We start from the raw sequence: 26,432 nt of genomic DNA, 5'->3' as shown, positions 1-26,432 counted from the left end.
GTGCCACCCGCGGGGCGGCGCGGTGCCCGCGGAACCCTTGAGACCGACGGCACCCGGTGCGCCGCCGAAGCCGAGGCTTCGGGGCGCACCGGGGGCGCGGGCGGATCATCGGAACTGCGTGAGCTTGAGAACCAGGTACTGGTCTCGAGCGTTCTCCAGGTCTCTCCGGGCCTGCACCGACTCGGGCGAGAACACGGGGCGTTCCCGACGGGGTGTGCGCACGGGGCGTCGACCCCACGCGATGAGGGCCATGCCCAGGTGCATCGCGGCACGGTCGAGCGGGCCTACGCGGCGCACGGGCCGCGGTTCGGGGTGCGGGACGGGTTGGGGCGGGTGATCGTGACGGCCCGGACGGGGCGCCAGTTGGGTATTCATGGTGGTGATTCCTTCGTGAAGGGTGCGAATCCGGGCACGCCGAAGAGCGTCCGGGGTCGCCGGATGAGGGTGGCCGCTCGAGGCGGCTAGAGGCGCGGCGCGCGAGGAACGCGCGACGCGAGCGGGGTGAATGACCCTGGCGGCAGGCACACGAGTGCGGATGCTGCCTGGTCGGGCTTCGAGAGCGTCACCACCGTCTGGACCGGTGGGTTACCTACTGGCCGATCAGGCGGTGAAGACGCCGACGAAGCCGGCGGTGGTGCGGATTGCGATTGCAGTCATCTGACTAAACACGCTGGGCTCCTTTCGTCGTATGGCGTAAGCATCACCGTAGTGGGAGGACCGGTCGCGCTGCAACACTTTTTCGCACTTTCGCCGTTGTGCCGGTCTGGCTACCCTTAAAACATGTGTCGGAACATCCATCAGCTGCACAATTTCGAGCCGGCCGCGACGGACGACGAGGTACACGCCGCCGCCCTCCAATTCGTGCGCAAAATCAGTGGGTCCACGAAACCGTCCCAGGCCAACCAGGACGCGTTCAACCGTGCGGTTGAGGAGATCGCCCACATCTCCCGGCATCTTCTCGAGGACCTGGTCACGACCGCTCCGCCGAAGAACCGCGAGGTCGAGGCGGAGAAGGCCAAGGCGCGTTCGGCCAAACGGTTCGCCGCGGCCTGACACCGGCGCCGCTCAGTCGGCGCGGGCCGCCCGTCGGTACCGGATGCGTGGGGAGCGTCAGTCCGGGGCCGCCAGCGCATCGGCGGCTGCCCGGGCCTCGTGGGCGCGCCGGCTCGTCGCATCCGCCTCGGCCTGGGCGGCGCTGCGCGCGTGGACCAGGGCCTGTGCGTCGTCGGCGACGGCCGTGAGGGTGGACTCCGCCTCCCGCAGCTGCTCCCGCAGTTCCGCCGCCTCGGCCTCCAGGCTTTGCCGACGCAGCTCGAGCCGGTGGGCACGACGGTCGAGGGCATCGAGCTCCGCGGCCGCGGCCTCGGCGTCACCCTCGAGACGTTCGGCCTCCCGGCGTGCCTCTTTGCGGAGGCGCGCCTCGTGCAGCTGCACCGGCGGTGGGCTCCCGGAGGAGGCTGGTTTCGACGAGGGAACGGCAGCGGCGCCCGGCACCGCGACCGCATCGAGCAGGTTGACGGGTTCGAAGCCCACGGCCCGCAGAGCACGCACGAGCAGACCGGCGGTAACCGCTGCCGCGGCATCCGGGTCGGAGGTGGCCGCCTGCAGCGTCTGCTCGACCTCGCCGAGCACGCTCGCGGTGGGCGGATGCCCGGCCGTATCGGCCAGATCCGCCGCCTCGCGGGCGAGACCGGCCACGGCTTCCCGGCGTTCGGCGCCGAGCCGACGGAGCTCGTTTCGGTCGAACTGCTCCTGCGCCTGCCGCATCTGCTCGCCGAGCCTCAGGAGCGACTCGAGCTTCCCCGCTCGCTCCCGCGCGATCAGGTTCACCACCCACGCCGCGGGCGACGGTTTGCGCAGGGTGGCGACCTGCTTGGCCAGTGCGGCATCCGTCGGCTTGAGGTCTCGTGCCCGGGCATTGCGTTGGGCCGTGAAGTCTGAGGGGGCGAGACCGTAGAGTTCCCGGGCGATTGCGGTGAGCGAAACGGCCATGGCACCATCCTCACCCGCGGGTGCGCCCGCCGCCAGCGGCCGCACCGGCAATCGGGTGCAGGCCGGGGGTTTCGCCCGAGCCCCTGCACGGCTACCGTGAGCGGGAGAACCGGTCGGCCAGACCAGCAGAAGGAGCGCGTGATGACGACGGATGGGCGGGGCCGCGTAATCGTACGCGACGGATCGTGGGGCTTCTTTTTCCTGCTCGCCTACATCGGGGCGGCGATCTACTTCATCTCGATCTCGGACGGCTCGTTCTGGGGCTTCATCCTCGGCCTGCTGCAGGCCATCGTTTGGCCGGCCTACGCCACGTATCACGTGCTGCTCCTGCTCGGGGCGTGACCGGAGGCCGCGGCCCGAACGGCGGCGCGGGCAGCGGGCGCCGGTCACCCCCGAGGGGTGTTGGGCTCAGGCGGTACGACCGAGTTCGACCGGTTGGGCCGTCCACAGGGCCACCCGGTCGAGGGAATGCGCCGGCGCCCGGTCCACAGAGGCGGGCAGATCGGCCGGCCCGTGCGTGCCGGCGGGCACCGCCACGACGCTCGCGGTCATCACGATGGGGTACAGGGACCGGTGGGCGGTACTGGTGCGCAGCAGGGTGGTCATGGTCTGTCCTCTCGACGGAACGGTCCGACCCAACGCGTCCTGATCGGTCATTCCATCGTGCCGCCCGCGCTACCGTCACGGCATCCGCCAGACGGATGAACCGGCGTGCTCCGTTCGGTGTAGTCGCCGCGCCGCCGGCTCAGCTGTCGGCGAGCTCCCGGGGCACCGTGATGGCGTCGACCAGGGCGCCGTTTCGCCACACCGTGATCTCGATGGGCTTGTCGATGGCGTCTTCGACCATGAGCTGCTGCACGGCCGTGGTGGTGACGACGGGTTGTCCGGCCAGCTCCACCACGATGTCGCCGCGGTGCAGGCCAGCTTCGGCGGCTGGGCTGCCCGGTGACACCCCGGCCACCTGCAGGCCAGTGGGTGACCCGATCCGGGCGGCCAGCTCCGGAGGCAGCGGAACCTGGGCGCCGGCGATACCGAGCCAGGCCCGGCGCACCCGTCCCGTGCGCAGCAGCGCGGTGATGATCTCCCGGGTAGTGGTGTTGATGGGCACGGCGAGGCCCACCCCGATGCCCGCGACGGCCGTGTTGACACCCACCATGCGTCCGGCGCTGTCGGCCAGCACGCCGCCGCTGTTGCCGGGGTTGAGTGCGGCGTCGGTCTGGATGACCTCGTCGACCACCCGCCCGGACCGGGTGGGCAGCGACCGGCCCAACGCCGAGACGATGCCGGCCGTGACGCTGCCGGCCAGGCCCAGCGGGTTGCCGAGCGCCACGACGACCTGGCCCACCCGGAGCCGGGACGCATCGCCGAGCTCCACGGGCGGCGGGGCATCGCCGAGCGCCCGCAACACCGCCAGGTCGGAGAGCGCATCGCTGCCGACGATCTCAACCTCGACGGTGGTGCCGTCGGTGAATGCGGCCTCGGCCCGGGTCGCCCCGGCGACCACATGGGCGCTGGTGAGCAGAACCCCGTCAGCGGTGATCACGCTGGCGCTGCCCGCTCCGGCGCCGCGGGGACCACGCACGGTGATGCTGGCGACGCTGGGCAGCACCCGGGTCGCCACGGCCATGACGGTTTTCGAGTAGGCGTCGAGGAGCCCGTCGTCACTCATCGGTGGCAGATCGTTCATGGCACCAGAGCGTACGTCGCGCCGGGGCGGAAGTGGGTCGCGTTCGCTTCAGGCAGACGCGGAACGCGTTATCGGCCTCGGGACTGGAGGAAGACCATGACGAGGGTGCCCGCTCCGTAGAGCAACAGCTTGCCGCGGTAGCCGGCCCACCACTGGCGCTGCACGGGCTGTGCGTCTTCGGGGTTCTCGGTCGCGTCGGCGTCGGCGTCGGCCGAGACGTTGCCGCTGGTCTGCCCCTGAGGGGCGGGCCGGGGAGGCAGGCCGGTGGTGGGCCTTCCGCCGAGACGTTCGAACGGCCGGGCCAGAAACTCGGGAATCTGGATACGGTCGAACTCGTCGCGCGGTTCGTCGCTCTTGTCCTTCTTCATCCGGATCACGCCCCCTTCTGTCCCAGTCTAGGGAATCCGCGGCGCCGTCGAGACGCCGCGGTCCCTGCGTGCCGCTGCTGTCGGAGGACGCCCAGTTTTCTGGCGTCGTGCACGCCGGTCAGCGGCGTGCCGAGGTCTCGGTGTCGCTTGACACGGTGTCGTCAGCGGATCGGTCGAGGTTTGAGCCGGCCGAACGCCGCTTTCTCAGATGCTGCACGATCGACACGACGGTGATGATGACGAGGATCGAGTACAGGGTGATCGTGAACGGACTGGAGACCAGCACGGCCGGGTCACCCGCAGACACGGCCAAAGCGCGCCGTAGCTCGGTCTCGGCAAGAGGCCCCAGCACCACGGCAATCATGACCGGGGCCAGAGGAATGCGGAAGCGTCGCATCAGCAGGCCGATGAGCCCGATCGCGATGAGCGCCCAGACGTCCACAACCGATGACCCCATGGCGTACACCCCGAGGACGGCGAGCACCGTGATGCCTGCGTAGAGGTAGTGCTTGGGCACCAGGAGCAGCTTCGCCCAGAGCGACGCGAATCCCATGTTCAGGATGAGCAGCGCGACCAGGCCGATGAACAGCGACGCGATGAGGGTCCAGACGAGTTCGGGGGTGCGCGAGAAGAGCAGCGGCCCCGGCTGCAGACCGTACTGCTGGAAGGCAGCGAGCATGATCGCTGCCGTGGCCGACGTGGGCAGGCCGAGAGCGAGGAGCGCCCCCATTGCAGTGCCGGCCGTGGCGTTCGCCGCGGCCTCGGGTGCGGCGACACCGCGGATGCTGCCGATCGAGCCGAAGTTCTTGTCACCGCGCGCCTTCGCCAGACGCTTCTCGGTGCCGTAGGCGAGGAAGGTGGGAACCTCGGCGCCGCCGGCCGGGATGATGCCGAAGGGCAGCCCGAACGCCGTGCCCCGTAACCACGCAGGAGCGGCGCGCCGGAGGTCCGAGAGGTTCAGCCAGGCGCGGCCCTGGCGGATGATCTGTACCGACTTGTCTTCGCGGTGGATGCGGGAGGCCACCGAGAAGACCTCACCCAGGGCGAGCAACCCCACTGTTATGACGACGATGGACAGGCCGTCGAAAAGCTGGGGCAGACCGAAGGTGAACCGTTCGGTGCCGCTGGGCCCGTCGATGCCGACCAGCATGAGCGCCAGCCCGACTGCGAGGGAAAGCAGTCCGCGCACGATCGACTCGGAGACGACCGAGCTCACGGCGAGGAACGCGAATGCCGCCAGTGCGAAGTACTCGGCGGGGCCGAACATCGTGGCCATTGACACGAGCAGTGGCATGGCGAAGACCGTCACGAGGGTGGCGAGCGTGCCCCCGAAGAAGGCGCCGAGGGCCGCGGTGGCCAGAGCCTTGCCGGCACGCCCGCTCTTGGCCATCCGGTTGCCCTCAAAAGAGGAGGCGATGGCCGACGAGTTCCCCGGTGTGTTGAGCAGGATGCCGGCCGTAGAGTCGCCGAACAGGCCACCGAAGTAGATGCCGGCGAACATGATGAACGCGGCCGTCGGGTCCAGGCTGAAAGTCACCGGCAGCAGGAGGGCCACCGCCATCGATGAGCCGAGTCCGGGCAGCACCCCCACGGCGGTGCCGAGAACGGCGCCGACGAGCACCCAGAGCAGGTTGATCGGGGTGAGGGCTCCGGAGAAACCCTCGAGAAGAAGCGTGATCTGGTCCATGTCAGAACATCCATCCGAAGAAGCCGGAGGGAAGGGCGAGGCCCAACCCGGCGCTGAAAGCAAGTTGTACCGCCGAGCTCAGAATGAGGGCGACGCCGATGTCGAATACGGGCCGGCGACTGCCGAGCGCGTACGAGACCAGCCAGAAGAGCAGAGCCGCGCTGCAGATCCAGCCCACGGGGTTGAGCAGCACGGCGAAGAGCACAACGGCGCCGAGCACGAGACCGAAGGTGCGCCAGTCGAACGCGGTCTTGTCATCCTCGGCCTGGGTGGCGTGCCGGCGATCGAGTTTGATCAGTTCGGTGTCGGTGCCCGCCACGTCGGCGAGCATGTCCTTCGAGATATCGGGGGAGTGCCACACCTGCCTGTCCGCACGGCGAGGCAGGAGCGCCTGCACGGTGACCCAGCCGCCGCTGAAGAGCAAGAGGCCGATCACGATCACCGGGAAGAACTGCGGGCCCGGCTCCTGCTGACCGCGCACGTTCATGGTGATGGTGCCGACCGTGAGCAGAGCCGCAGCCACCAGGGCCAGGATTCCCACGGAGAGTTCGCCTCTGCCGGTCCACCAGGACCGCCGACGGATGCCGGACTCCTGGCCGGGGCGGGCACTCACGGGGGTTGTGGATGGTGTCGTCATAGTCCGAGCTCCCCGATGATCACGTCAATCTGTTTCTGCTGGTCGATGAGGAAGTCCTCGAAGTCAGGCCCGACCAGGTAGGAGTCGGTCCAGTTGTTCCGTTCCAGCACCTCGCGCCAGGCCGGCGACGCCTGCATCTCCTCGACGATCGCCGCAAGTTCCGCCGTCTCCTCGTCGCTCAGACCGGCCGGGGCCACGTAGCCCCGCCAGTTCGACATCGTGACGTCGACACCGAGTTCCATGAACGTCGGCACGTCGACTCCGGGCATCCGTTCGGGGGAGGAGACCGCGAGAACCCTCAGCTGCCCCGCCTCCACTTGCCCGGAGATCTCGTTGTAGCCCGACATGCCCCCTGTCGTGGTGTGCGAGAGCATCGCGGAGAGAGCCTCCCCGCCGCCGGAGTAGGCGATGTAATTGGCCTGCTTGGGGTCCAGCCCGATCACACCCGCCAGCAGGCCGGTCATCAGGTGGTCGATGGATCCGAGGGAGCCGCCCGCTATCGAGGTTCCGGCGGGGTCGGCCTGCCACTCGTCGATGAAGTCGTCGAGCGAGGTGATAGGCGAGTCCGCCGGCACGACCAAGGCGGCGTAATCGTCGGCGACCCGGGCGATGGGGGTGACATCCTGCAGGGTCTCCGCGGTGTCACCCAGCGAGATCGCGCCGATCATCACCCCGCCGGTGGCCATCAGGATGTCGTCCCGGCCGGTCATCTGGACCAGTTGGGCGAGCCCGATGGTGCCGCCGGCGCCGGGGACGTTGGCGACCTGGACGTTGTTCACGATGCCCTCGGAGCGCAACGCCGCCTGGGATTCCCTGGAGAAGCCGTCCCATCCGCCACCGGGTGAGGCGGGGGCCATCACGGTGAGCTTGTTGCGCACCGTCGAGGACGATCCGGTGGAGACCGCATTGACCACGGCGAAGCCTGTGATGAGCGCGACCGCCGTGCTGAACACGACGGTGCGTAATACTTGATTCACGAGAGCACACCCTTACGACGTTGTAGGAGATCGATTGAGGCACCAACTTATGGCGACTCAACGCCCCACGCCTGGTTGCGCACATATCTCGCCATATTGGACATTTCGGTCGTGACGGACTCAGCAGAACAGCTCTCCGGACGTGTGTCGCGGGGTCGCCCGCGGTTTCGCGTGCGCCCCGAACGACGTGCGGCCGCTCGCCGCGGGGGCTTCGCCTTCGGCCTGTTCGTCGCGCAGGTCGGGGTGATCACGCTGATCGCCGCGGTCGCGGCGGGTGTCGCGGTCGCCGTGCAGACCGATCAGGTACGTCGCTCGGCGGAGGGCGATTTGGAGGTGCTGGCCGATTCCGTCGCGACGCTGCCGGTTGTGATCGAGGGCCTGCAGTCGCCGGATCCGCACGCGCTCATCCAACCCATCACCTCGGCCATGCAGAAGGCCTCCGGGGTGGAATACATCACCGTGGTCGACCTGAACGATCTCCGGGTGGCCCACCCGTGGCCCGAGCTCGTCGGTCAACGTGTCTCGAGCGACCATTCCGGGGTGCGCCGGGGCGAGCGTTACGTCGGAGCAGAGGAAGACGGCCCCGTGGGTCTGACCCTGCGTGCCAAGGTTCCGGTGATCGCCCCGGACGGACGCATCGTCGGCACCGTCTCCGCCGGCGTGCCGGTTCGCGCCGTGCAGCAAGAGGTGACAGGTCGGGCGCTGCAGATCATCGTGCCCACTCTCGTTGCGGTGCTCCTGGGACTCATCGTCTCCTGGACGGCGACCGCTCGGCTGCGTCGGCGGCTCTACGGCATCGAGCCGGGGGAGATGCTCGCCCTCGTGCAGTCCAGGGCCGCGATGACCGACGGGGTTCAGGACGGATTCGTCGGCATCGACGATGACGGCCGCATCGCTTTTATGAACACCGGCGCCAAACGACTGCTGGCCGTCACCGGTGACGTCGAGGGCGAACGGGCGACAGAGGCGCTCCCTGCTCCCATCGTGAGGATGCTCGACACCGAGGGCCAACCGGACACAAGACAGCTCACCACAGCGGGACGAACTCTCGTCGTGACCCGGTCCACCGCGGTGGCCGACGGCCGCGACGTGGGCACGACCCTTGTCATCCAGGACCGCAGCGAGCTGGAATCGATGCTCGCGACCCTGGGCGACGAGCGCGCCAGGTCCGGCCTGCTGCGTGTCGAGGCGCACGATTTCGACAACAGGATGCACGTCGTGTCCGGCCTGCTCCGGCTGGGTGAGTTCGACGACGCCCGACGGTACCTCGACAGCCTGCCGCGCGCGCAACGACCGGGGGCGGCGGAACAGTGGCACCGCATCGAGCCCCCGATGCTGGCGGCACTGCTCGCGTCCAGGCAGGCGCAGGCGGACGCCGAGGACATCACCCTGGACATTTCCGCCGACAGCAGGGTCGGCGCTGCTGTCGCCGTGGGAGCGGAGGAGCTCACCGTCGTCGGCAATCTCCTCTCCAACGCCATCGAGGCCGCCGACTCCAGCATCGACGTCTTCCTGGTCGGCGACGCGGACGGCCTGGAACTCATCATCGAGGATGACGGCCCGGGGCTGAGCGACCAGGACGCTCAACGTGTGTTCGAACACGGTCACACCTCCAAACCCGCCGACGGCTGGCGGCACGGTATCGGCTTGAGCGTCGTGCGCGAGCACATCGTGCACCGGGGCGGCGAGATCAGCATCGAACGTGCCGACCTGGGCGGTGCCCGGTTCGTGGTGCGGCTGCCGGCAGCATCCGCTTCACCCCCACCCATCAAGGAGCATCCCGCATGACCGACACGATCCGGGTGCTCATAGTCGAGGACGACTTCGCCGTCGCCGCCCTGCATCGGCGGTTCCTCGCAACGCTCGATGGTTTCAGCGTCGTGGGCACCGAGCTGACCGCGGCTGCCGCCGCCGCCGCAATCGAGTCGGGCGACGTCGACCTCGTGCTGCTGGACATGTTCCTTCCGGACGCATCGGGACTGGACCTGCTGCGCACGGTGCGCGCGGCATCCTCGGGTCAACTCGACGTCATCATGGTCACGGCCGCGCCGGATCCGGAGCTGGTCAGGCAGGCTCTGGAACTGGGCGTGGTCGACTACCTGCTGAAGCCGTTCCTGCCCGACGATTTCACCGCCAGGATGCGCCGGTACGCCGACCGACGCCATGAGGCCCTGGCCTTGGACAGCGCCGATCTGACCCAGGCTCAGATCGACTCGATGCAGGGCAGGAAGGCGCAGGTTCCCCGCCCGGCCCTGCCCAAGGGGCTCTCAGAGAACACGGCCCGGCTCGTCAGCGAGACCCTGCTCGCCACTGACACCCCGGTGACGGCGACGGCTTTGGCCGAGACCCTCGGCCTCTCCAGGGTGAGCGCCCGACGGTACCTCGAGCACTTCGCCGTCGTGGATCTGGTGGAGGTGACCGCGAAGTACGGCGACGTCGGCCGGCCGCAGAACCTATACCGCTGGACCGGCAGTAGCGGCTACTAGACGAATCCTTCGGCGGTTACGTCCAATATGGCCTAAATCGTCCTCGCGACGGTGAGCGTCCTACGATCGATAAAGAATCTCGATGTCGAGATATTCGTCAAGGAGGATGAAATGGCCGAGGATGACACGACCGCGATCGACGTAATCGTCGTGGGCGGAGGAAACGCCGGATTCAGCGCCGTGCACGCAGCAGCGGAGCGCGGCCGCCGGGTGCTGCTGCTGGAACGCGGCGAGCAGAACGAGGCCGGCGGCAACAGCTTCTACACCGCCGGGGCCACCCGGGTTCCGCACGACGGTCTCGACGATCTGCGTCCGCTGGTGCAGCCCGACGACCGCCACGACCGCTCCATAGTTCCGCCGTATTCCATCGACGACTTCAGGGCAGACCTGGTGAAGGTCACCGAGGGGGGCAACGACCCCGACCTCACCGAGGTACTCGTACACGAGGCGCGACCGACGGTCGAGTGGCTCGCGAGCCTGGGCTTGAAGTACAGGCTCATGTACGAGCGTCAGGCGTACGACAGGCCCGACGGCTCCTACCTTTTCTGGGGAGGCCTGCACATCGGAAACGTCGGCGGTGGTGAGGGTCTCATCGCCGATCACACCCGGGTCGCCCTCGCGGAAGGCGCCGAGATCCGGTACGGCCAGCACGTCGTCGATCTGGTCACGGGCGACGCGGGCGAGGTCGTGGGTGTGCGCCTGGCCGACGGAACCGAGCTGTACGCTCAGACCGTCGTCATCGCATCTGGTGGGTTCGAAGCCAGCCCTACCCTCCGCGAGGCGGAGATGGGCGCGGGGTGGCAGAACGCCAAGGTGCGCGGCACGCCGTTCAACACTGGCGAGCTGCTCGAGGCCGGGCTGCGGCTCGGCGCCGCCCGCGGCGGCGACTGGACGACCTGCCACTCGGTGCAGTGGGATGCCTTCACCGCGCAGAACGAGTCCAACCGGGAGCTGACCAACCGGCTCACCCGCCAGTCCTACCCGCTGGGAATCCTGGTCAACCGCGAGGGAGCACGGTTCCTGGACGAGGGCGCCGACTTCCGCAACTACACCTACGCCAAGTACGGCCGGGAGATTCTCGCGCAGCCGGGTTCGGTGGCTTGGCAGATCTTCGACGAGACGCTGCGCCCGATGCTGCGCACCGAGGAGTACGACATGCCTGGTATCTCGGTCGAAACCGCCGACACCCTGGAGCTCCTGGCCGAGAAGATCGGCATTCCGGTCGAGCCCTTCACCCGTACCGTGACGGAGTTCAACGAGTCCATCGATCGCTCCGTCGCCTTCGACCCCACGGTCAAGGACGGCCGGCGAGCCGCGGTGCAGCCGCCCAAGAGTAACTGGGCGTCCCCACTGGAGACCGGACCGTTCTACGCCTTCGGCGTGACGTGCGGCATCACCTTCACGTTCGGCGGGCTGAAGACCGACACCCACGGTCGGGTGCTACGCGAGGACGGCACAGAGATCCCTGGTCTTTTCGCCTGCGGCGAGGCTCTGGGGGGTCTGTTCTCCAAGAACTATCCCGGCGGCTCCGGCCTCACCGCCGGCATGGTGTTCGGGCGCCGGGCGGGCCAGCTGGCGTAGCGGCTTCCAGGGCTGGGCCGGGTCGGCCCGGCGCGGGGTGCCACGAAACCTGTCGTGTCGAGGCCGGCCCAGGCCCGACCTGCCGAGGCTGCAGCTCCACAGCGTCACAAGGATCAGGGCAGCAGTCCGGCGATGGTCGCCACGGCCTCCTCGAAGATCTCGGGGCGGGCGCGTGAGTAGTTCAGCCGCAGGAACGAGCCGGTGGGTTCGGCGGGGAACCAATCGTCGCCGGGGGAGAACAGCACGCCGGCCGCGCGGCTGCGGCGGGCGAGGTCGCGCATATCGACGCCGTCGCCTGCGCGCACCCAGAGGTTGAGGCCGCCCCGGGGAACTAGCTCGAGCGCATCCGCGCCCAACTGGCCGCGCACCTGCCGGGCCATCTCGTCGCGGCGGGCGCGCAATGCCCCACGCAACCGGGCGAGGTGGCTGCGCCAGCCGGGATCGGTGAGCACATCGACGGCGGCGGCCTGCAGGATGCCGCTGACATAGAGGTCGTCGACGGTGCGGTCGGCCTGGATGCGGGCCAGCGCCGGCCCGCGCGCCACGACGGCGCCCACGCGGATGGAAGGGGAGAGGCTCTTGGTGAGCGACCGCACGTACACGACGTGCCCATTGGCGTCGTCGGCAGCCAGAGGCACGACCTCGGCGTCGATGCCGAAGTCGTGCGCCCAGTCGTCCTCGATGAGGTACACCCCGCGGGCCCGGACCACGGCCAGGACGTCGGCCCGTTCGGTGCTCGTCCAGAGCGCCCCGGTGGGGTTCGCGAAGTGCGGTTGGGCGTAGAACAGCCGCGCCCCGCTGGCGGCCAGGGCGTCGTCGAGGTCGCCGGCTGCGGGCGCCCGTGCGCCCCGGCCGATGGGCACCACCCGCAGTCCGGCCTGGCGGGCGGCCGCCATCGCACCCCAGTAGGTGGGCGATTCCATCACGATGGCGTCGCCCGGGGCGGCCAGTGCCCGGAAGATCGACGACAGCGCGCTCTGCCCGCCCGGTGTGATCACGACGTCGTCGGCTGTGGGCGGGGCGACGGCGGATGCGCCGGCGGGCGCCAGCTCCGCGGCGAACCAGGTGAGCAGCTCGGGCAGCCCGGCCAGGGGAGCCCGCTCGACGGCGGTGCTCGTGCGGGCCGCGCGCACGAGCGCCGACCGCACCAGCCGGGTGGGCAGCAACTCCTCGGCCGGGTAGCCGGAGTGCAGGGAGATGACCCCGGGGCCGGCGGTGGCCAGGGCGGCGCCGATGGCATCGGCGCCGGTGCGCGGGGTGCCCAGCGCGGTGGTCTGCCAGCCGAAGTCGGCGCGATGCACGCCCGGTCGCCGGGCCACGAAGCTGCCCGCACCCGGCCGGGTCTCCACGAGTCCTTCGAGCACCAGCCGCTGCACGGCCCGCTGCACCGTGAGCGGACTGGCCGCGTGCTCCATCACCAGGGTGCGGGTGGAGGGCAACCGCTCACCGGCGGGCCGGGTCGCCGCCAACCCGCGCAACCGCCGTTCGATTGCCAGGTGGGCAGATTCGCCGGACGGGCCGTCGGCCGTGGTGCTATCCTCGTGCATGAAACCAGACAATAGCGCTATCGTCGCTCGGCCGCCAGTGTTATCCGGCCCCGGTCCTGCCCCGGCCACGGGTTCTACGGTTGCTTCCGCGTCGGCGCCGCACGGCTCGTCCGCCGCCGGGTTGGGGTTCGGTCTGCTCGGCGTGCTGGCGTTCTCGTTCACCCTGCCGCTGACCCGGGTGGCCGTGGGTCAGATCGACCCGCTCTTCGTCGGCGCCGGCCGGGCCGTAGCGGCCGGACTCCTCGCGATCCTGGTGCTCGCGGTGTTGCGGCAGCGGTTTCCGCGGGGCCGGCAGTGGGCGCGCCTGGCGCTCGTGGGGGCGGGTGTCATCGCCGGGTTCCCGATTCTCACCTCGTACGCGCTGCAGACGGTGCCGGCCGCCCACGGTGCCGTCGTGATCGGTCTGCTGCCCGCTGCCACGGCCGTGGTCGCCGTGCTCCGGGCCCGCGAACGGCCGACGCCCCGGTTCTGGCTGGCCAGCGGCCTGGGCGTGGCCGCCGTGGTGGGGTTCGTGGCGGTTACCGCCGGCGGCCTCGAGGCTCTGCAGCCGGCGGACCTGCTGTTGGCGGGCGCCGTGGCGCTCGCCGCGATCGGTTACGGCGAGGGTGCCCTGCTGTCCCGCGAGCTCGGCTCGTGGCAGACCATCTGCTGGGCCCTGATCGTGGCGTTGCCGGTGATGGTGCCGCTGATGCTCGTCGGGCTCGGCTCCGGCTGGCCCCGGGCGGATGCGCCGGCCTGGCTGGCCTTCGCCTACCTCGCCGGGGTGAGCATGTTCCTCGGGTTCTTCGCCTGGTACCGCGGGCTGGCAATCGGGCCGATCGCCCGGGTGAGCCAGATCCAGCTTGTGCAACCTGTGCTCACGATCGTGTGGGCCGCCCTGCTGCTCGGGGAGCGGCTGGACCTCGTGGTGCTGGTCGGCGCGGTCGCGGTGATCGCCTGCGCGGCGACCGCGGTGCGCGCCCGCATCCGCTGACCGCGCCCCGTCCGCCACCGCCACCCGAAAACGGTGCCCCGAGTTCCTGCAAACTGACCTGGCTGCACCCGACAGCCCCCGGAAATCCGCGGTGGGGGCCGACCGGGCGGAGAAATTGCAGGAGTTATGCGCATCGGCGGGCGGGATGGGGCGGGTTGGGGAGGAGAATGTGCCTGTGTGACGTGCGTTCACCCGCCGGTTACCTGATCGTCTTACGGTGGGCGCGTCGCGGTTTGTCGCGAAAACCGGACAGGAGCGTGCGTGACCCCGAACCATTCAGAGCCCGATATGCGCTCCGACTCACTCGCCAGCACCGTCTCGATGTCTGCCACCGCGTCGGCTCCCGGCACCTCGAACGCAGACTCGTACGTGCAGGCGCACGAGCAAGGCGTGCTGGATGCCGGCCACCTGGTGCACCCGGAGCGCACCCTCGTCGACATCCTCCGGGCGACCGCCGAGGAGCACCCCACGGCTCTCGCACTCGAGGACGCCGCCGGGGCCCTGAGCTACCGCCGCCTGCTACGGCTGGTCAATGACCAGGCCGTCCAGCTCAGCCGCGCGGGCGTGCGCCGCGGCGACACCGTGGGCATCCGCATCCCGTCGGGCACCCGCGAGCTCTACCTGTCGATTCTCGCCACCCTCAGCGTGGGCGCCGCCTACGTGCCGGTGGACGCCGACGACCCCGAGGAACGGGCCCGGCTGGTGTTCGGTGAGGCCCATGTCGTGGGGGTGATCGGGGCCGGCGGCCGGTTCGCGGTGCGCGACGGCCTCGACGCCGGCGTGCTCACCGAGCGTCCCGTGCCGGCCGGCGAGGACCCGTCGCTGGCGCACTGGGGCGAACCCATGCCGAGCCCCGACGACGACGCCTGGATCATCTTCACCTCCGGCTCCACCGGCGTGCCCAAGGGCGTCGCCGTGACGCACCGCTCCGCCGCGGCGTTCGTGGACGCCGAGGCCGGGCTGTTCCTGGCCGGCGAACCGATCGCGCCGGGCGACCGGGTGCTGGCCGGCCTGTCGGTGGCGTTCGACGCCTCCTGTGAGGAGATGTGGCTGGCTTGGCGGAACGGCGCCTGCCTGGTACCGGCCCCGCGCTCCCTCGTGCGCAGCGGCGCCGACCTGGGCCCCTGGCTGATCGCCCACGGCATTACCGTGGTCTCCACGGTGCCCACTCTCGCCGCGCTCTGGCCCGAGGAGGCGCTGGAATCCGTGCGGCTGGTGATCTTCGGCGGCGAGGCCTGCCCACCCGAGCTGGCCGCCCGCATCAGCGGCCGCGGCCGCGAGGTCTGGAACACCTACGGCCCGACCGAGGCCACCGTCGTGGCCTGCGGCGCCCTGCTCGACGGCAGCGACCCCGTGCGCATCGGCCTACCGCTGGACGGTTGGAGCCTCGCCGTGGTCGACGCCGACGGCGCCCGGGTGCCCGCCGGCGCGACGGGTGAGCTGATCATCGGTGGGGTGGGCCTGGCCCGCTACCTCGACGCGACGCAGGATGCCGTGAAGTACGCCCCGCACGCCGGCCTCGGCTGGGACCGCGCCTACCGCAGCGGCGACCTGGTGCGGTTCGACCCCGCCGGGCTCGTGTTCGTGGGCCGCGCCGACGACCAGATCAAACTCGGCGGACGCCGCATCGAACTCGGTGAGATCGACGCCGCCCTGCAGGCCCTGCCCGGCGTCGCCGGCGCCGCCGCGGTGGTGCAGACCACCCCGGCCGGCAACCAGGTGCTGGTGGGTTATCTCTCGCTCGTCGATCCCGCCCCGGCCGGCCTCGAGGCCTTCGACCTCACCGCCGCCACCGAAGCCCTGCGCATCGCGCTGCCGGCCGCGCTCGTGCCGCTGCTCACCGTGGTCGACACCATTCCCACCCGTACCTCGGGCAAGGTCGACCGGGCCGCGCTGCCCTGGCCGTTGCCCAGCCTGGCCGGTGCCGGCACCGACACGGATGCGCTCACCCCGACCGCCGCCTGGCTCGCCGAGCACTGGGCCGCGATCCTCGGGCTGCCCGTGGCCGACGCCGACAGCGACTTCTTCGCCTACGGCGGCGGTTCGCTCTCGGCCGCCCAGTTCGTCTCCGCGATCCGGGAACGCTACCCCGACACCCGGGTCAGCGACATCTACGACCACCCCCGCATCGGCGCGCTGGCCGCCGAACTCGACGGCCGCACCCCGCCGGTGGCCCGCCGCAGCCGCGCGGTGCTGCCCACCCCGGCACGCAGCGGTCTGCTGCAGAGTCTGCTCGGCATCCCGCTGCACCTGCTCGTGGGCGCCAAGTGGCTGGTCTACCTGGCCGCGGCCAACAACGTGCTCTCCGCCGCCGGCGCATCCTTCGCCCCCACCGTGTCGTGGTGGTGGATCCTCGCCGGGTTCCTCCTTCTCGTCACTCCGCTGGGCAAGATGGGCATCTCGGTGGCCGCGGCCCGGCTACTGCTCCGGGGCGTCAAGCCGGGCGCCTACCCGCGCGGCGGGTCGGTGCACCTGCGGCTGTGGCTGGCCGAGCAGGTGGCCCAGTTCGTCGACGCCGCCAGCCTGGCCGGGGCGCCGTGGATCAGCTACTACGCCCGCCTGCTCGGAGCCCGCATCGAACCCGGCGTTGACCTGCATTCGGTGCCGCCGGTCACCGGGATGCTCAGCATCGGCGAGCGCGCCGCCATCGAACCCGAGGTGGACCTGGCCGGGTACTGGCTCGACGGCGACACCCTGCGACTGGGGCAGGTGAAGATCGGCCCCGAGGCCGTGATCGGCTCCCGCAGCACGCTGCTCGGCGGCGCCAAGATCGGCGCCGGCGCCGAGATCGAACCGGGCTCCGCGGTCTCCGGCCGGGTGCCGGCCGGCGAACGCTGGGCCGGCTCACCCGCCGCCCGGGTCGGCTCCGCCCGGCACGCCTGGCCGGCCGAACGCCCGCCGAGTGCCCGCCGCTGGCTGCTCGCCTACGGCGCCGGCTCGGTCGGTCTCACCGCCATCCCTACCATTGCGGTGCTGCTCGGCGTGCTCATCGTCGGGGCGTTCGTGGGGGATGCCGCGAGTCTGGGCGCCGCCGTGGGCCGGGCCGCCCTGGCCGTGCCGTTGGCCGTGCTGGCCGCCGGCCTGTTCTACGCCGGGGCCGTCATCGGCGCGGTGCGGCTGCTCGGCCTGGGCCTGTCCGAGGGCCACCATCCGGTGCGCAGCCGCGTGGGCTGGCAGGTCTGGATGACCGAACGCCTGCTCGACGGCGCTCGCACCCTACTCTTCCCGGTCTACGCGAGCCTGCTCACCCCGGTGTGGCTGCGGTTGCTCGGCGCCAAGGTCGGCCCCGGCGTCGAGGCCTCAACCGTGCTGCTCGTGCCCGCGCTCACCACCATCGCGCCGGGCGCGTTCCTCGCCGACGACACCATGGTCGCCTGCTACGAGCTCGGCGGCGGCTGGATGCGCATCGACCGGGCCAAGATCGGCCGCCGGGCGTTCCTGGGCAACAGCGGCATCGCCGGCCCGGGCCGCACCGTGCCGCGGGACGGCCTCGTGGCCGTGCTCTCCTCCACCCCGCGGAAGGCCAAGCGCGGCTCGTCCTGGCTGGGCAACCCGCCGGCGCGGCTGCGTCGCCGGGTCACCGACATCGACGAGGCCCGCACCTTCCACCCGCCGGCGCGGCTGCGCCTGGCCCGGTCGCTCTGGGAACTGCTCCGCCTGGTGCCGGTGTTCGTCTCCGCGTGGATCGCCCTCGGCGTCCTCGCCGTGCTCGAGGCGCTGTGGCTTGCGGTCGGCCCCGGCTGGGCGCTGCTGCTGTCCGGGTTCGTGCTCATCGGGGCGGGCGTGGTCGCGGCGGCGGTCAGCACGGCCGCGAAGTGGCTGTTGGTGGGCCGCATCCGCGCCACCGAGCATCCGCTCTGGTCATCGTTCATCTGGCGCAACGAGGTGTCCGACACCTTTGTGGAGATGGTGGCGCGGCCCTGGTTCGCGCAGAACGCGTCGGGCACCCCGGCCCTGGCGCTGTGGCTGCGCTCGCTCGGCGCCCGGATCGGCCGGGGCGTGTGGTGCGAGTCGTACTGGCTGCCCGAGGCGGATCTGGTCACTCTCTCCGCCGGCAGCAGCGTCAACCGCGGCTGCGTGGTGCAGACGCACCTGTTCCACGACCGGATCATGCAGCTGGACACCGTGCACATCGGCGCCGGCGGCACCCTGGGGCCCAACAGTGTGATCCTGCCCGCGGCGCGAATCGACGACCATGCCACCGTCGGGCCCGGCTCCCTGGTGATGCGCGGCGAGCGGGTGCCCACCGACTCGCTCTGGGCCGGCAACCCGATTGCGCCGTGGCACCGTCCGCCATGGAAGACTTGACCCCGTTATGTTGTCTCCCACGCCTCCCATCATCGGCTCCACGTCAGCGGGCGACCCCTACCTGCCGGCGAGTGGGAACGGCGGCTACCAGGTCGAGCACTACGACCTGGTGCTCGACTACCGGGTCTCCTCCAATCGGCTGACCGCCACCGCCACGATCACCGCGCGCGCCCTCACCCGGCTCGACCGGTTCAGCCTCGACCTGGCCGGCCTCAGCGTCGACAAGGTCACCGTGGCCGGGCGGATGCCCACCAAGACCACGCACACCGCGCGCAAGCTGGTACTCACCCCGGCCGTTCCGCTGCAGCCGGGCGAGCGGTTCGACGTGGTCGTGGCGTACCGCGGGGCGCCGCACCCGGTGCGCAGCCACTGGGGCGAGCTGGGCTGGGAGGAACTCACCGACGGCGTGCTCGTCGCCGGGCAGCCGAGCGGCGCACCGTCGTGGTTCCCCTGCAACGACCATCCCAGCGACAAGGCCACCTTCCGCATCCAGCTCAGCTGCGAGGCGCCGTACACCGTCGTGAGCAACGGGCCGCTCGTGGCCAAGAGCAGCCGGTCCGGCCGTACCACCTGGACCTTCGACGTGCGCGAGCCCATGGCCGCGTACCTGGCCAGCGTGCAGATCGGCCGGTACCGCCGGCAGGACGTGACCGCCACCCCGGTGGCGTACAGCCTGTTCTACCCGCCCGCGCTGGCCCGGCCGGTGTCGGTGGACTTCGCCCGGCTGGGCGACATGATCTCCGTGTTCGGGGAGGCGTTCGGCCCCTACCCGTTCCCGGCGTTCTCGGTGATCGTCACGGCCGACGAGTTGGAGATCCCGCTCGAGGCGCACGGGCTGGCCGTGTTCGGCCGCAACCACGTGGACGGCCTGCACGGCAGTGACCGGCTCATCGCCCACGAGCTGGCGCATCAATGGTTCGGCAACAGCCTCACCCTCACCCGGTGGGCCGACATCTGGCTGCACGAGGGCTTCGCCTGCTACGCGGAATGGATCTGGGCCGAGGCCAGCGGCGGGCCCACCGCGCACGAGAGCGCCGTGCTGCACCGGGCCGAGCTCGACCTGCTGCCCAAGAACATCGTGATCGGTGACCCCGGTCCACAGGACATGTTCGACGACAGGGTCTACAAGCGCGGCGCCCTGGCCCTGCACGCCGTGCGTCAGGCCATCGGCGACGAGGCCTTCTTCACGGCGCTCCGCGCGTACACCCGCAGCCACCGGCACGGCAGCGTCACCACCGACGATCTGCTCGGCTGCTTCGATGTCGCCTCCGGCACCCGGGTCGCCGACAAGATCATCGCCCGCTGGGTGTCCGGCAAGAGCCTGCCGCCGCTGGCCGCCTGACCTGCCGCTACGGGGGGCCCATCCTGCCCGCAACGGGTCCCCGAGTTGCCGCGAAGTTCCCCTTCGGCGCCCGGGAGAGGGCGCTTCGCGGCAACTCGGGAATGTGTTCTTCCCGAGTTGCCGCGACAGCAGCCGTCAGCAGACCCGGTGGCTTGTCGAACTAGCTGGCGACGGTGAGCGTGTTCGTCACGGAGATGACGGTCACCACCGCGGCCATGATGAAACCGCCGATATAAGGACTGTTCGTAGCCCGGAAGATCTTGCGGGTGATGACCGCCGAGGCGGCCAGGATCACGATGACCGGGAACAGCCAGATGCTGAAGATTCCCCCGAAGCCGCCGATCAGGTCGCCGGTGGTGAAGAAGGTCCAGTACTGCGCGATCACCAGGATCAGCGGGGCCAGGGAGTTGAACAGCGCGAGGATCGCGGTGTTCACCCATTCCTTCTCGCGGATCGTGAACCGGTTGAAGCTATTGATCGCGACGGAGTTGGCCACGTAGTACACGAGGAACAGCGGCAGGTACAGGAACGCAATCAAGACCTTGTCGGGGGTGAACGCCTTCACCGCGAGCACCCAGAATCGGAAGTCGGTCTTGAAGAAGTAGTCGACGGCGAACACGATCCCGAAGGCCGCCACCACAACCACCGCGGACAGTCCCAGTCCGTGCAGGAACGGCTTCCAGCCGGGGAACACGCCGACCTCCCTGAGGTTCTGGCCGCTCTTCCGGCCGAACAGCAGGTAGGACACCACCATGACGACGATGCTGAAGACACCGTTGACCGCCGCCCAGAGTCCGATGAAGAACGGGGCGCCCTGTGGGATCCAGGTGGGGGCCGCGTTGAACACGATCGGCGCGAGCGCCGCCGACTGGCTCAGGGCGACGTAGCTCCAGCCCGAGAACAGGGCGGACACCACGAGGGCGCCCCAGAACCAGTACAGGCCCTTGCGGCTGCTCGGTGCGAGCTGGAACGGTTCCGTGCGGCGAAGCCCGGCGAAGGCGCGGGTGACGAGCAGCGCCTTGGTGAACGCGACCAGGAACATCCCGAAACCGATCAGGCCCAGCGCGTTGAAGAACGCCTTGAGCTGCCAGGTCTGCGATCCGGCCGGAATGGGGTCCGGGGCGCCGAAAGCCTCCTGGAAGAAGTCGATGGTGTACTCGGTGGTCTGCTTCGAGAACGGTCCCCACGGGTGGGTCTGGGCGGGCGTGTAGATCACGCGGAGGGCGTCCGTGCCGTCGATGGTCTCGGTGTAGAGCTTGTCGGCGGTGCGCATCTCGGAGTCATCGGTGGTGCCGAAGTTCAGGAAGGACTGGGCATTCGGAGTCCCGATGAACTCGCGGGGCGGGGTGAGCTGCTGGCCGTTGGCGTCGTAGCTGCGGAAGAAGAACTCGTCATACTGGTCGGCGACGAGTCCGACGTCACGTGAGCCGTAGTTGTTGACGTACTTCGCCGGGTCGGTCAGATCGCTGTAGAAGGCTTCGTTGTCGACCAGGAGCACGGCCGAGATCAACGGCTTCTCGGCCTCGTTGTCGGCGACGACGGCGTAGTTCGCCGCCCGCGCGCCGTTGGAGTGCCCGGAGACGCCGATCTGTGTGGCGTCGATGTACGGCAGCTGCGCGACGAGCTTCACGGCGTCGTACATTCCCGTGCCGTTCTCGGCTTCCATGCCGAGCGGAAGGGGGTCGGAGTTGCCGTGACCGTACATGTCGATGGACACCACGACGTAGCCGCGCTTGGCCAGTTCAACGTAGTTGGCGTCCTGCATTTCCCGGGAGTTCCACCACCCGTGGCTGACGATCACGACGGGGGCCTTGTTTTCGGGGGTCGCGGAAGCGGGCTTGTACAGTAGGGCGCTCAGTTCGCGGCCGGAGCTGGTTTCCCAGCGCATGTCCTTGACGGCGACGGTTGCGCCGTTGGTCTGCACGAAGAATGCGCCGACTGCTGAGACCAGGCAGAGGACGAGCGAAAGGATCAGCCAGAAGCTGTTCTTTCGTACGAATGGGGTGGGCATGGGGCTGTGCTCCTAGCATTTTGGGTCGACAAGAGGAAAGAAGGGGTCGCCGGCGGGGACCGGGCTGCCGGGTCGTGCCGCAGCGGGGTGGGCGGGGCCGAGGGCGACAATGAGAGTTGGGCCGGGACGCGCACCTGCCGCTGGTTGGGGGAGCGGGGTGTCTGGCGGTCGCGGCGGGGAACCTGCGGAGTGAGCCGGCTATCGCACGGTGGCGAGCAGTGCGCTGCCTGACCGGCGGTGGCACGGCGGTCGGTTCCGCGGGTGTCGGATGCTGTTCATGCGATCTCCTTTGATCATTCGTTTCTGGTTTCCGTCACGGGTGTGCGGGCCGGGCTGCGGGGGCAGCTCGCGCCGAACCGGGACCGTGCGCCGGTCGTCGGGACACCGGCTGGCGCACCCGTTCGGCGGGTCGCGCCCGGGTGCGGTGCCGGGCTGGATTCCCACCCATCCGTCACGGATTCTTCGTACAGCGCACGGTCGACATCCGGGTTGATTTGTCGATGCTACCGGCCTAAATGGGCCGGGCAACAGGCTTCGCCGTGCACGATTGTGCGGGTCTGGCGGGCCGTCGGCGGCGCGTGCCCGGTCATCCGTCGGGTTGCGCCCAGAACGTCTGCACGAATGTGCAGTCGGCCGAACTGCACGCACAGATTTCACTTGCGAGTGGTCACTAAGCGGGTGGGGATCCTCGGCCAGGCAGGGCGACTACATTGGGCGTGTGAGTGAAGAGCGCGTTCCGGCCGGCGAGAGACGGCGGCAGGCGATTGCCGCGGCGATCCCGCTGTTCGCCTTCTCCGGGTACGTCGGTACCCCGGTCAGTCGGGTGTCCGGGGAGCTGGGCATCTCGCAGCCCTACCTCTTCCAACTCTTTCCGACCAAGCAGGCGCTGTTCATGGCGTGCATTGACGCCTGTCAGGATCAACTGGAGGAGTTGGCCACCGACTGCGCCGATCGCGAGCGGCGGGCCGGCCGTGTGGTCACCCTCGACGCCCTGGGTCGGGAATACGCCGAGCTCATCCGGGACGACGTCGTGCTGATGTTCCAGCTGCAGGCGTGGGCCGCCGCACGGAACTGTGCGGAGATCGAAACGCTCTGCCGAACGCGCATGACCGGGATGATTCAGCTCGTCACCGCGCTCACGGGGGCTCCCCAGCGAGACATCGACCTGTTCTTCGCTCGCGGGGCCCTGCGGATCGTGCGCTCCGCGCTGCGAATGCCGATGCCGGACACGTTGGGCCTGGACGAGCTAGGGCACGTCGATCACACGGCTCCGGCCGAAAAGCCCGTCACAGGCGCGAAAACCGAGCGCGTCGCGGACCCGCTCTTCCTGTCTGCACCCGCCGAGACCGAGTAACGTCCGGACGGCCCTGACGCACCGGGTCGCCGCGCTACACGGCGTCGGGCTCGAAGACCTCGAGGAGCGCCGTGCAGGCCGCGATGGCGCGGTGGGCGGCGGGAACACAGGAGGTCCAGTGCGGGCGGCCCGGCAGCATCCGCTCGCAGGCCGCAATCGAGACGGATGCGGCCTCCCGACAGGCCTGCAGCATGGCCTGAGTCGTGGGCCCGTCGCTGCGGGAGCGCCACCCGAGCAGCCGGTTGGTCGCCGCGCAGACCTCCACGCAGTCCAGATCGGCCAGGAAGCACTCCGTGACATCGTCGTCGCCGCCGTGCAGCCGCAGACAGGCCTCCGCGCAGTCCTCGCTGATTCTCTCCAGGTCGGTGCAGGCGTCGATGCAGTCCTGCACCTCCACCGGCGAGGCAGCGGCGAACAGGTTGGCGTTCATCTCTTCACGCTAATCCCGAAGACCCACAGGGTGCTAGCCCCACACTGACTCGGGTGCAGGCCCTGGCCCCACTGACGCCTCGACAGCGAGGGTGCACACCGAGGTGACCGGAGGTAATGTGGCCGGTGCCGGCCGTGGCCGGGCGGGTGAGAAGGGACACACGGTGACCATTGCTGCGACCGGGTTGAGTGCCTCTGAGGTTGAGGAACGCGTAGCCAGCGGTCGCACCAACGCCTTCGTGCAAGACACCAGCCGCAGTGTCTGGAGCATCCTGCGGGCCAATGTGCTCACCCTGTTCAACGGCATCATCCTGGCCTGCTTCCTCGTTCTCCTCGCGATCGGGCGATGGCAGGACGCGTTGTTCGGCTTCAGCGCCATCGCGAACGCGGTCATCGGCACGGTGCAGGAGTACCGCGCGAAGCTGGCGTTGGACCGGTTGGCGCTCCTCAACGCTCCGAACGCCCGGGTGCTGCGCGCGGCGGGGGAGGAGGAGATCGCCATCGAGGCTGTCGTGCTGGACGACATCCTTGTGTTGCGGGCCGGCGATCAGGTTGCGGCCGACGCGATCGTGACGGGCTCCCGCGGCCTCCAGCTCGACGAGTCCATGCTCACCGGCGAATCCGATGCCGTGGAGAAATCGCCGGGCGACCGGGTGCTGTCCGGGTCCGTCGTCGTGGCTGGGGCGGGCACCGGCGCTGTCGACAGGGTCGGAGCCGACTCCTTTGCCAACTCCCTCGCCGCCGAAGCGAAGAAGTTCTCCCTCGTGGCGTCCGAGCTCCGATCCTCGATCAACCGGGTGCTCACCTGGGTGGCCTGGATCATCGGGCCGATCGCGCTGTTGGTGCTGAACGCCCAGATGGTCGCGCAGGGCGGCTGGGAAGAGGCGACCGCCAGCGGAGCCTGGCGGGACGCGGTCACCGCCACCATCGCCGCCGTCGTGGCGATGGTGCCGCTCGGTCTGGTGCTCATGACCAGCATCACCTTCGCGGTGGGCGCCGTGAAGCTGGCGAGGCAGCAGGTGCTGGTGCAGGAACTGCCCGCCGTCGAGGGCCTGGCGCGGGTGGACCTGATCTGCCTCGACAAGACGGGAACCCTCACCCAGGGTGACATCGTCTTCGACGCGGCGCATCCGTTGACCGCCGTGGCCGGCTGGGAGCGGGTGCTGGCCTGGTACGGGGTGCAGAACGACGCGAACGCCACCGCACGCAGCCTGGCCGGCCGGTTCGAGCAACCGGGCGAGGAGGAACCAACGGACCGGATCGCATTCTCCTCCGCCCGCAAATGGAGTGCCGTGATCTTCGGCGACGGCATGTGGGTTCTCGGCGGCCCCGAGATGGTTTTCCCTGCCGCTGCGTCCGGGGACCCGGCGCTGCAGGAACTCGACCGCCGGGCCGGCGAGCTCGCCGCGACCGGCCGGCGCACCCTGGTTCTCGCGCACGGCAGCCCGACCCACGACGAAACCGTGCCCGTCGACGCGGTTCCGGTCGTTCTGCTCACCTTCAAGGAGAACATCCGGCCCGACGCCGCCGAGACACTCTCGTTCTTTGCGGCGCAGGGAGTGGGCGTGCGGATCATCTCGGGGGACAACCCCCAGACCGTCGCGGCGATCGCCCGCGAGGTGGGTCTGCATGCGCCATCCGGCTTTGATGCCCGCCAGCTGCCCGACACCGACGCCGAGCTGCTCACGGTGCTCGACGACTACCTGGTGTTCGGCCGGGTCACGCCCGATCAGAAGCGTCGCATCGTGGTGGCGCTCAAATCGGCCGGGCACACCGTGGCCATGACCGGCGACGGCGTGAACGACGCGCTCGCCATCAAGGAAGCGGACATCGGGATCGCCATGAACTCCGGCGCGGCCGCCACGAAGGCCGTGGCCCGGCTGATCCTGCTCGACGGGCGGTTCTCGCACCTGCCCAGCGTCGTCGCGGAGGGGCGGCAGGTGATCGCGAACATCGAACGCGTCTCGATGCTCTTCCTCACCAAGACCTCGTACGCGACGTTCTTGGCGATCACCTTCGGCATCCTGCTGTTGCCGTTCCCGTTCCTGCCCCGGCAGCTGTCGGTCACCGACGGGCTGACCATCGGCATCCCGGCGTTCTTCCTCGCATTGCTGCCCAACGCGCAGCGGTACGTTCCCGGGTTCCTCCGCCGGTCCCTCACCTTCGCGGTGCCCGCCGGCCTCGCCGTGACCTTCGGCCTGGCCGCCTACGCCCGGCTCGCGGCGGACGCCCAGATCCCCGAGGCGGAGATCCGCAGCGGGTCCACCCTCATCCTCACCATCATCGGCCTCTGGATCCTGGTGGTGCTGTCCCGTCCCGTCACGCGGTTCAAGGGGATCGTCATCGGAGCCATGATGATCGGGCTGATCCTGATGTACTCGCTGCCGATCAGTCGGGACTTCCTGCAACTGGTCGACCTCACCCTGGCCACGGCGGTGCTGGCGCTGGGCACCTCACTGGTGTGCATCGCCCTGATCGAGATTGTGCGGTTCGTGCACCGGCGGGTCTCCCGCCGTGACGCGGAGCGGGCGTCGTCTCAGCGCGCCGCGAAGTAGCGCCGGCCCGACCCGACCCACAGCGGCAGGATCACGGCGGCCACCAGGATCAGCTGAATCGTCACCCCCGACCAGTCGCCATCGTCGGCGACGACCAGGTCGGTGATCGCGAGCGCCAGCCCCAGCAGGATCACCACGGTCGCGCTCAGCCGCGACACCCGGCTGCCACGCGCCACCCCCGACGCGAGGGCCACCACGAACAGGCCGAACAGGATGATGCCGGCTCCGACCAGCGTGACCCCGAGCGCGATACCGTCGGCGGCGACATCGGGGGCATAACGCAGGAACAGGGTTACGATCCCTAACGCGATCTGGGTGATCCCGCCGATGTACATCAGAACCACGGCCCAGGTCACCCAGCCGGGGCGCCGCGGGTGCTCTTGACCCGTCATAGCCGGTTCCTCCTCACTGGGGAACGCCCGGCTCCTCCCCGCCGAACCGACAGGGCAGCCCGAACCGTTCGTGCGCCCAAAATACCGACGCCGAGGCCGTCTGCGC

General features: G+C 69.9%; 22 protein-coding genes. 10 read left to right on the top strand and 12 right to left on the bottom strand.

Annotated features, from left to right (window positions below; translation table 11 throughout):
- Positions 1-105 precede the first annotated feature (105 nt).
- Positions 106-375: a hypothetical protein gene (locus tag PA27867_RS13960; protein ID WP_157109240.1), complete on the bottom strand. Its 270-nt coding sequence runs from the start codon at positions 373-375 to the stop codon at positions 106-108.
- 405 nt (positions 376-780) lie between these two features.
- Between PA27867_RS13960 and PA27867_RS13955 the strand changes: the two genes are divergently transcribed.
- Positions 781-1,053, top strand: coding sequence for a DUF2277 domain-containing protein (locus PA27867_RS13955; RefSeq protein WP_066597288.1), 273 nt, complete (start codon positions 781-783; stop codon positions 1,051-1,053).
- 57 nt (positions 1,054-1,110) lie between these two features.
- On the opposite strand, the gene PA27867_RS13950 is transcribed toward PA27867_RS13955, so the two are convergent.
- Positions 1,111-1,992, bottom strand: coding sequence for a hypothetical protein (locus PA27867_RS13950; RefSeq protein WP_066597282.1), 882 nt, complete (start codon positions 1,990-1,992; stop codon positions 1,111-1,113).
- Between the two features lie 141 nt (positions 1,993-2,133).
- Here PA27867_RS13950 and PA27867_RS13945 point away from each other — a divergent pair, with 141 nt between their 5' ends.
- On the top strand, positions 2,134-2,334 hold the full coding sequence (locus PA27867_RS13945; RefSeq protein ID WP_066597280.1) for a hypothetical protein: 201 nt from the start codon (positions 2,134-2,136) through the stop codon (positions 2,332-2,334).
- A gap of 66 nt (positions 2,335-2,400) precedes the next feature.
- On the opposite strand, the gene PA27867_RS13940 is transcribed toward PA27867_RS13945, so the two are convergent.
- The 6 genes from PA27867_RS13940 to PA27867_RS13915 all read right to left on the bottom strand — a co-directional run bounded on the left by PA27867_RS13940 (position 2,401) and on the right by PA27867_RS13915 (position 7,348).
- Positions 2,401-2,598, bottom strand: a complete 198-nt coding sequence (locus tag PA27867_RS13940; RefSeq protein ID WP_066597278.1) for a hypothetical protein — start codon at positions 2,596-2,598, stop codon at positions 2,401-2,403.
- Between the two features lie 139 nt (positions 2,599-2,737).
- Positions 2,738-3,679: a S1C family serine protease gene (locus PA27867_RS13935; protein WP_236900716.1), complete on the bottom strand. Its 942-nt coding sequence runs from the start codon at positions 3,677-3,679 to the stop codon at positions 2,738-2,740.
- Positions 3,680-3,747: 68 nt separating this feature from the next.
- Positions 3,748-4,047 carry a hypothetical protein gene (locus PA27867_RS13930; RefSeq protein WP_066597273.1) on the bottom strand — a complete coding sequence of 100 codons (300 nt, stop codon included), beginning with the start codon at positions 4,045-4,047 and terminating at the stop codon, positions 3,748-3,750.
- A 118-nt stretch (positions 4,048-4,165) separates the two neighbouring features.
- Entirely contained in the window at positions 4,166-5,734 is a 1,569-nt protein-coding gene (locus tag PA27867_RS13925; protein ID WP_066597271.1) for a tripartite tricarboxylate transporter permease, read from the bottom strand.
- 1 nt (position 5,735) lies between these two features.
- Entirely contained in the window at positions 5,736-6,371 is a 636-nt protein-coding gene (locus PA27867_RS13920) for a tripartite tricarboxylate transporter TctB family protein (RefSeq protein WP_066597269.1), read from the bottom strand.
- On the bottom strand, positions 6,368-7,348 hold the full coding sequence (locus tag PA27867_RS13915) for a Bug family tripartite tricarboxylate transporter substrate binding protein (RefSeq protein ID WP_066597266.1): 981 nt from the start codon (positions 7,346-7,348) through the stop codon (positions 6,368-6,370). Before PA27867_RS13915 ends, PA27867_RS13920 begins: the two co-directional genes overlap by 4 nt.
- Positions 7,349-7,459: 111 nt before the next feature.
- Between PA27867_RS13915 and PA27867_RS13910 the strand changes: the two genes are divergently transcribed.
- The 3 genes from PA27867_RS13910 (at position 7,460) to tcuA (ending at position 11,415) form a co-directional block, all read left to right on the top strand.
- On the top strand, positions 7,460-9,136 hold the full coding sequence (locus PA27867_RS13910) for a sensor histidine kinase (RefSeq protein ID WP_167550847.1): 1,677 nt from the start codon (positions 7,460-7,462) through the stop codon (positions 9,134-9,136).
- On the top strand, positions 9,133-9,834 hold the full coding sequence (locus PA27867_RS13905; protein ID WP_066597261.1) for a response regulator: 702 nt from the start codon (positions 9,133-9,135) through the stop codon (positions 9,832-9,834). The genes PA27867_RS13910 and PA27867_RS13905 overlap by 4 nt, the downstream gene beginning before the upstream one ends.
- Positions 9,835-9,945: 111 nt before the next feature.
- Positions 9,946-11,415, top strand: a complete 1,470-nt coding sequence (gene tcuA, locus PA27867_RS13900; protein ID WP_066597259.1) for an FAD-dependent tricarballylate dehydrogenase TcuA — start codon at positions 9,946-9,948, stop codon at positions 11,413-11,415.
- Positions 11,416-11,528: 113 nt separating this feature from the next.
- Here tcuA and PA27867_RS13895 read toward each other — a convergent pair whose 3' ends face one another.
- On the bottom strand, positions 11,529-12,962 hold the full coding sequence (locus PA27867_RS13895; RefSeq protein ID WP_084021170.1) for a PLP-dependent aminotransferase family protein: 1,434 nt from the start codon (positions 12,960-12,962) through the stop codon (positions 11,529-11,531).
- Positions 12,963-12,999: 37 nt separating this feature from the next.
- Here PA27867_RS13895 and PA27867_RS13890 point away from each other — a divergent pair, with 37 nt between their 5' ends.
- The 3 genes from PA27867_RS13890 (at position 13,000) to PA27867_RS13880 (ending at position 19,585) form a co-directional block, all read left to right on the top strand.
- Positions 13,000-13,935, top strand: coding sequence for a DMT family transporter (locus PA27867_RS13890; RefSeq protein ID WP_420480677.1), 936 nt, complete (start codon positions 13,000-13,002; stop codon positions 13,933-13,935).
- Between the two features lie 321 nt (positions 13,936-14,256).
- Entirely contained in the window at positions 14,257-18,243 is a 3,987-nt protein-coding gene (locus PA27867_RS13885) for a Pls/PosA family non-ribosomal peptide synthetase (RefSeq protein WP_084021431.1), read from the top strand.
- A gap of 7 nt (positions 18,244-18,250) precedes the next feature.
- Positions 18,251-19,585, top strand: a complete 1,335-nt coding sequence (locus tag PA27867_RS13880) for a M1 family metallopeptidase (RefSeq protein ID WP_066597255.1) — start codon at positions 18,251-18,253, stop codon at positions 19,583-19,585.
- Positions 19,586-19,745: 160 nt separating this feature from the next.
- Here the strand turns inward: PA27867_RS13880 and PA27867_RS13875 are convergent, their stop codons facing one another.
- Positions 19,746-21,596 carry an alpha/beta hydrolase family protein gene (locus tag PA27867_RS13875; RefSeq protein WP_066597253.1) on the bottom strand — a complete coding sequence of 617 codons (1,851 nt, stop codon included), beginning with the start codon at positions 21,594-21,596 and terminating at the stop codon, positions 19,746-19,748.
- Positions 21,597-22,314: 718 nt separating this feature from the next.
- On the opposite strand from PA27867_RS13875, the gene PA27867_RS13870 reads away from it, so the two are divergent.
- Positions 22,315-22,950, top strand: a complete 636-nt coding sequence (locus tag PA27867_RS13870; protein WP_066597251.1) for a TetR/AcrR family transcriptional regulator — start codon at positions 22,315-22,317, stop codon at positions 22,948-22,950.
- A 34-nt stretch (positions 22,951-22,984) separates the two neighbouring features.
- Here the strand turns inward: PA27867_RS13870 and PA27867_RS13865 are convergent, their stop codons facing one another.
- Positions 22,985-23,380, bottom strand: coding sequence for a hypothetical protein (locus PA27867_RS13865; protein WP_066597250.1), 396 nt, complete (start codon positions 23,378-23,380; stop codon positions 22,985-22,987).
- Positions 23,381-23,543: 163 nt separating this feature from the next.
- On the opposite strand from PA27867_RS13865, the gene PA27867_RS13860 reads away from it, so the two are divergent.
- Positions 23,544-25,934 (top strand): HAD-IC family P-type ATPase, encoded by a 2,391-nt coding sequence (locus PA27867_RS13860; protein WP_066599981.1) that lies wholly within the window; start codon positions 23,544-23,546, stop codon positions 25,932-25,934.
- On the opposite strand, the gene PA27867_RS13855 is transcribed toward PA27867_RS13860, so the two are convergent.
- A complete protein-coding gene (locus tag PA27867_RS13855; RefSeq protein ID WP_066597249.1) occupies positions 25,916-26,326 on the bottom strand; it encodes a hypothetical protein in 411 nt (136 codons plus the stop codon). The two genes, PA27867_RS13860 and PA27867_RS13855, sit on opposite strands and share 19 nt — an antisense overlap.
- Between the last annotated feature and the right edge of the window lie 106 nt (positions 26,327-26,432).

It is taken from the genome of Cryobacterium arcticum (genome assembly GCF_001679725.1).
Classification (GTDB): Bacteria; Actinomycetota; Actinomycetes; order Actinomycetales; family Microbacteriaceae; genus Cryobacterium; species Cryobacterium arcticum_A.
This window is presented reverse-complemented; position numbering and strand designations above follow the sequence as displayed.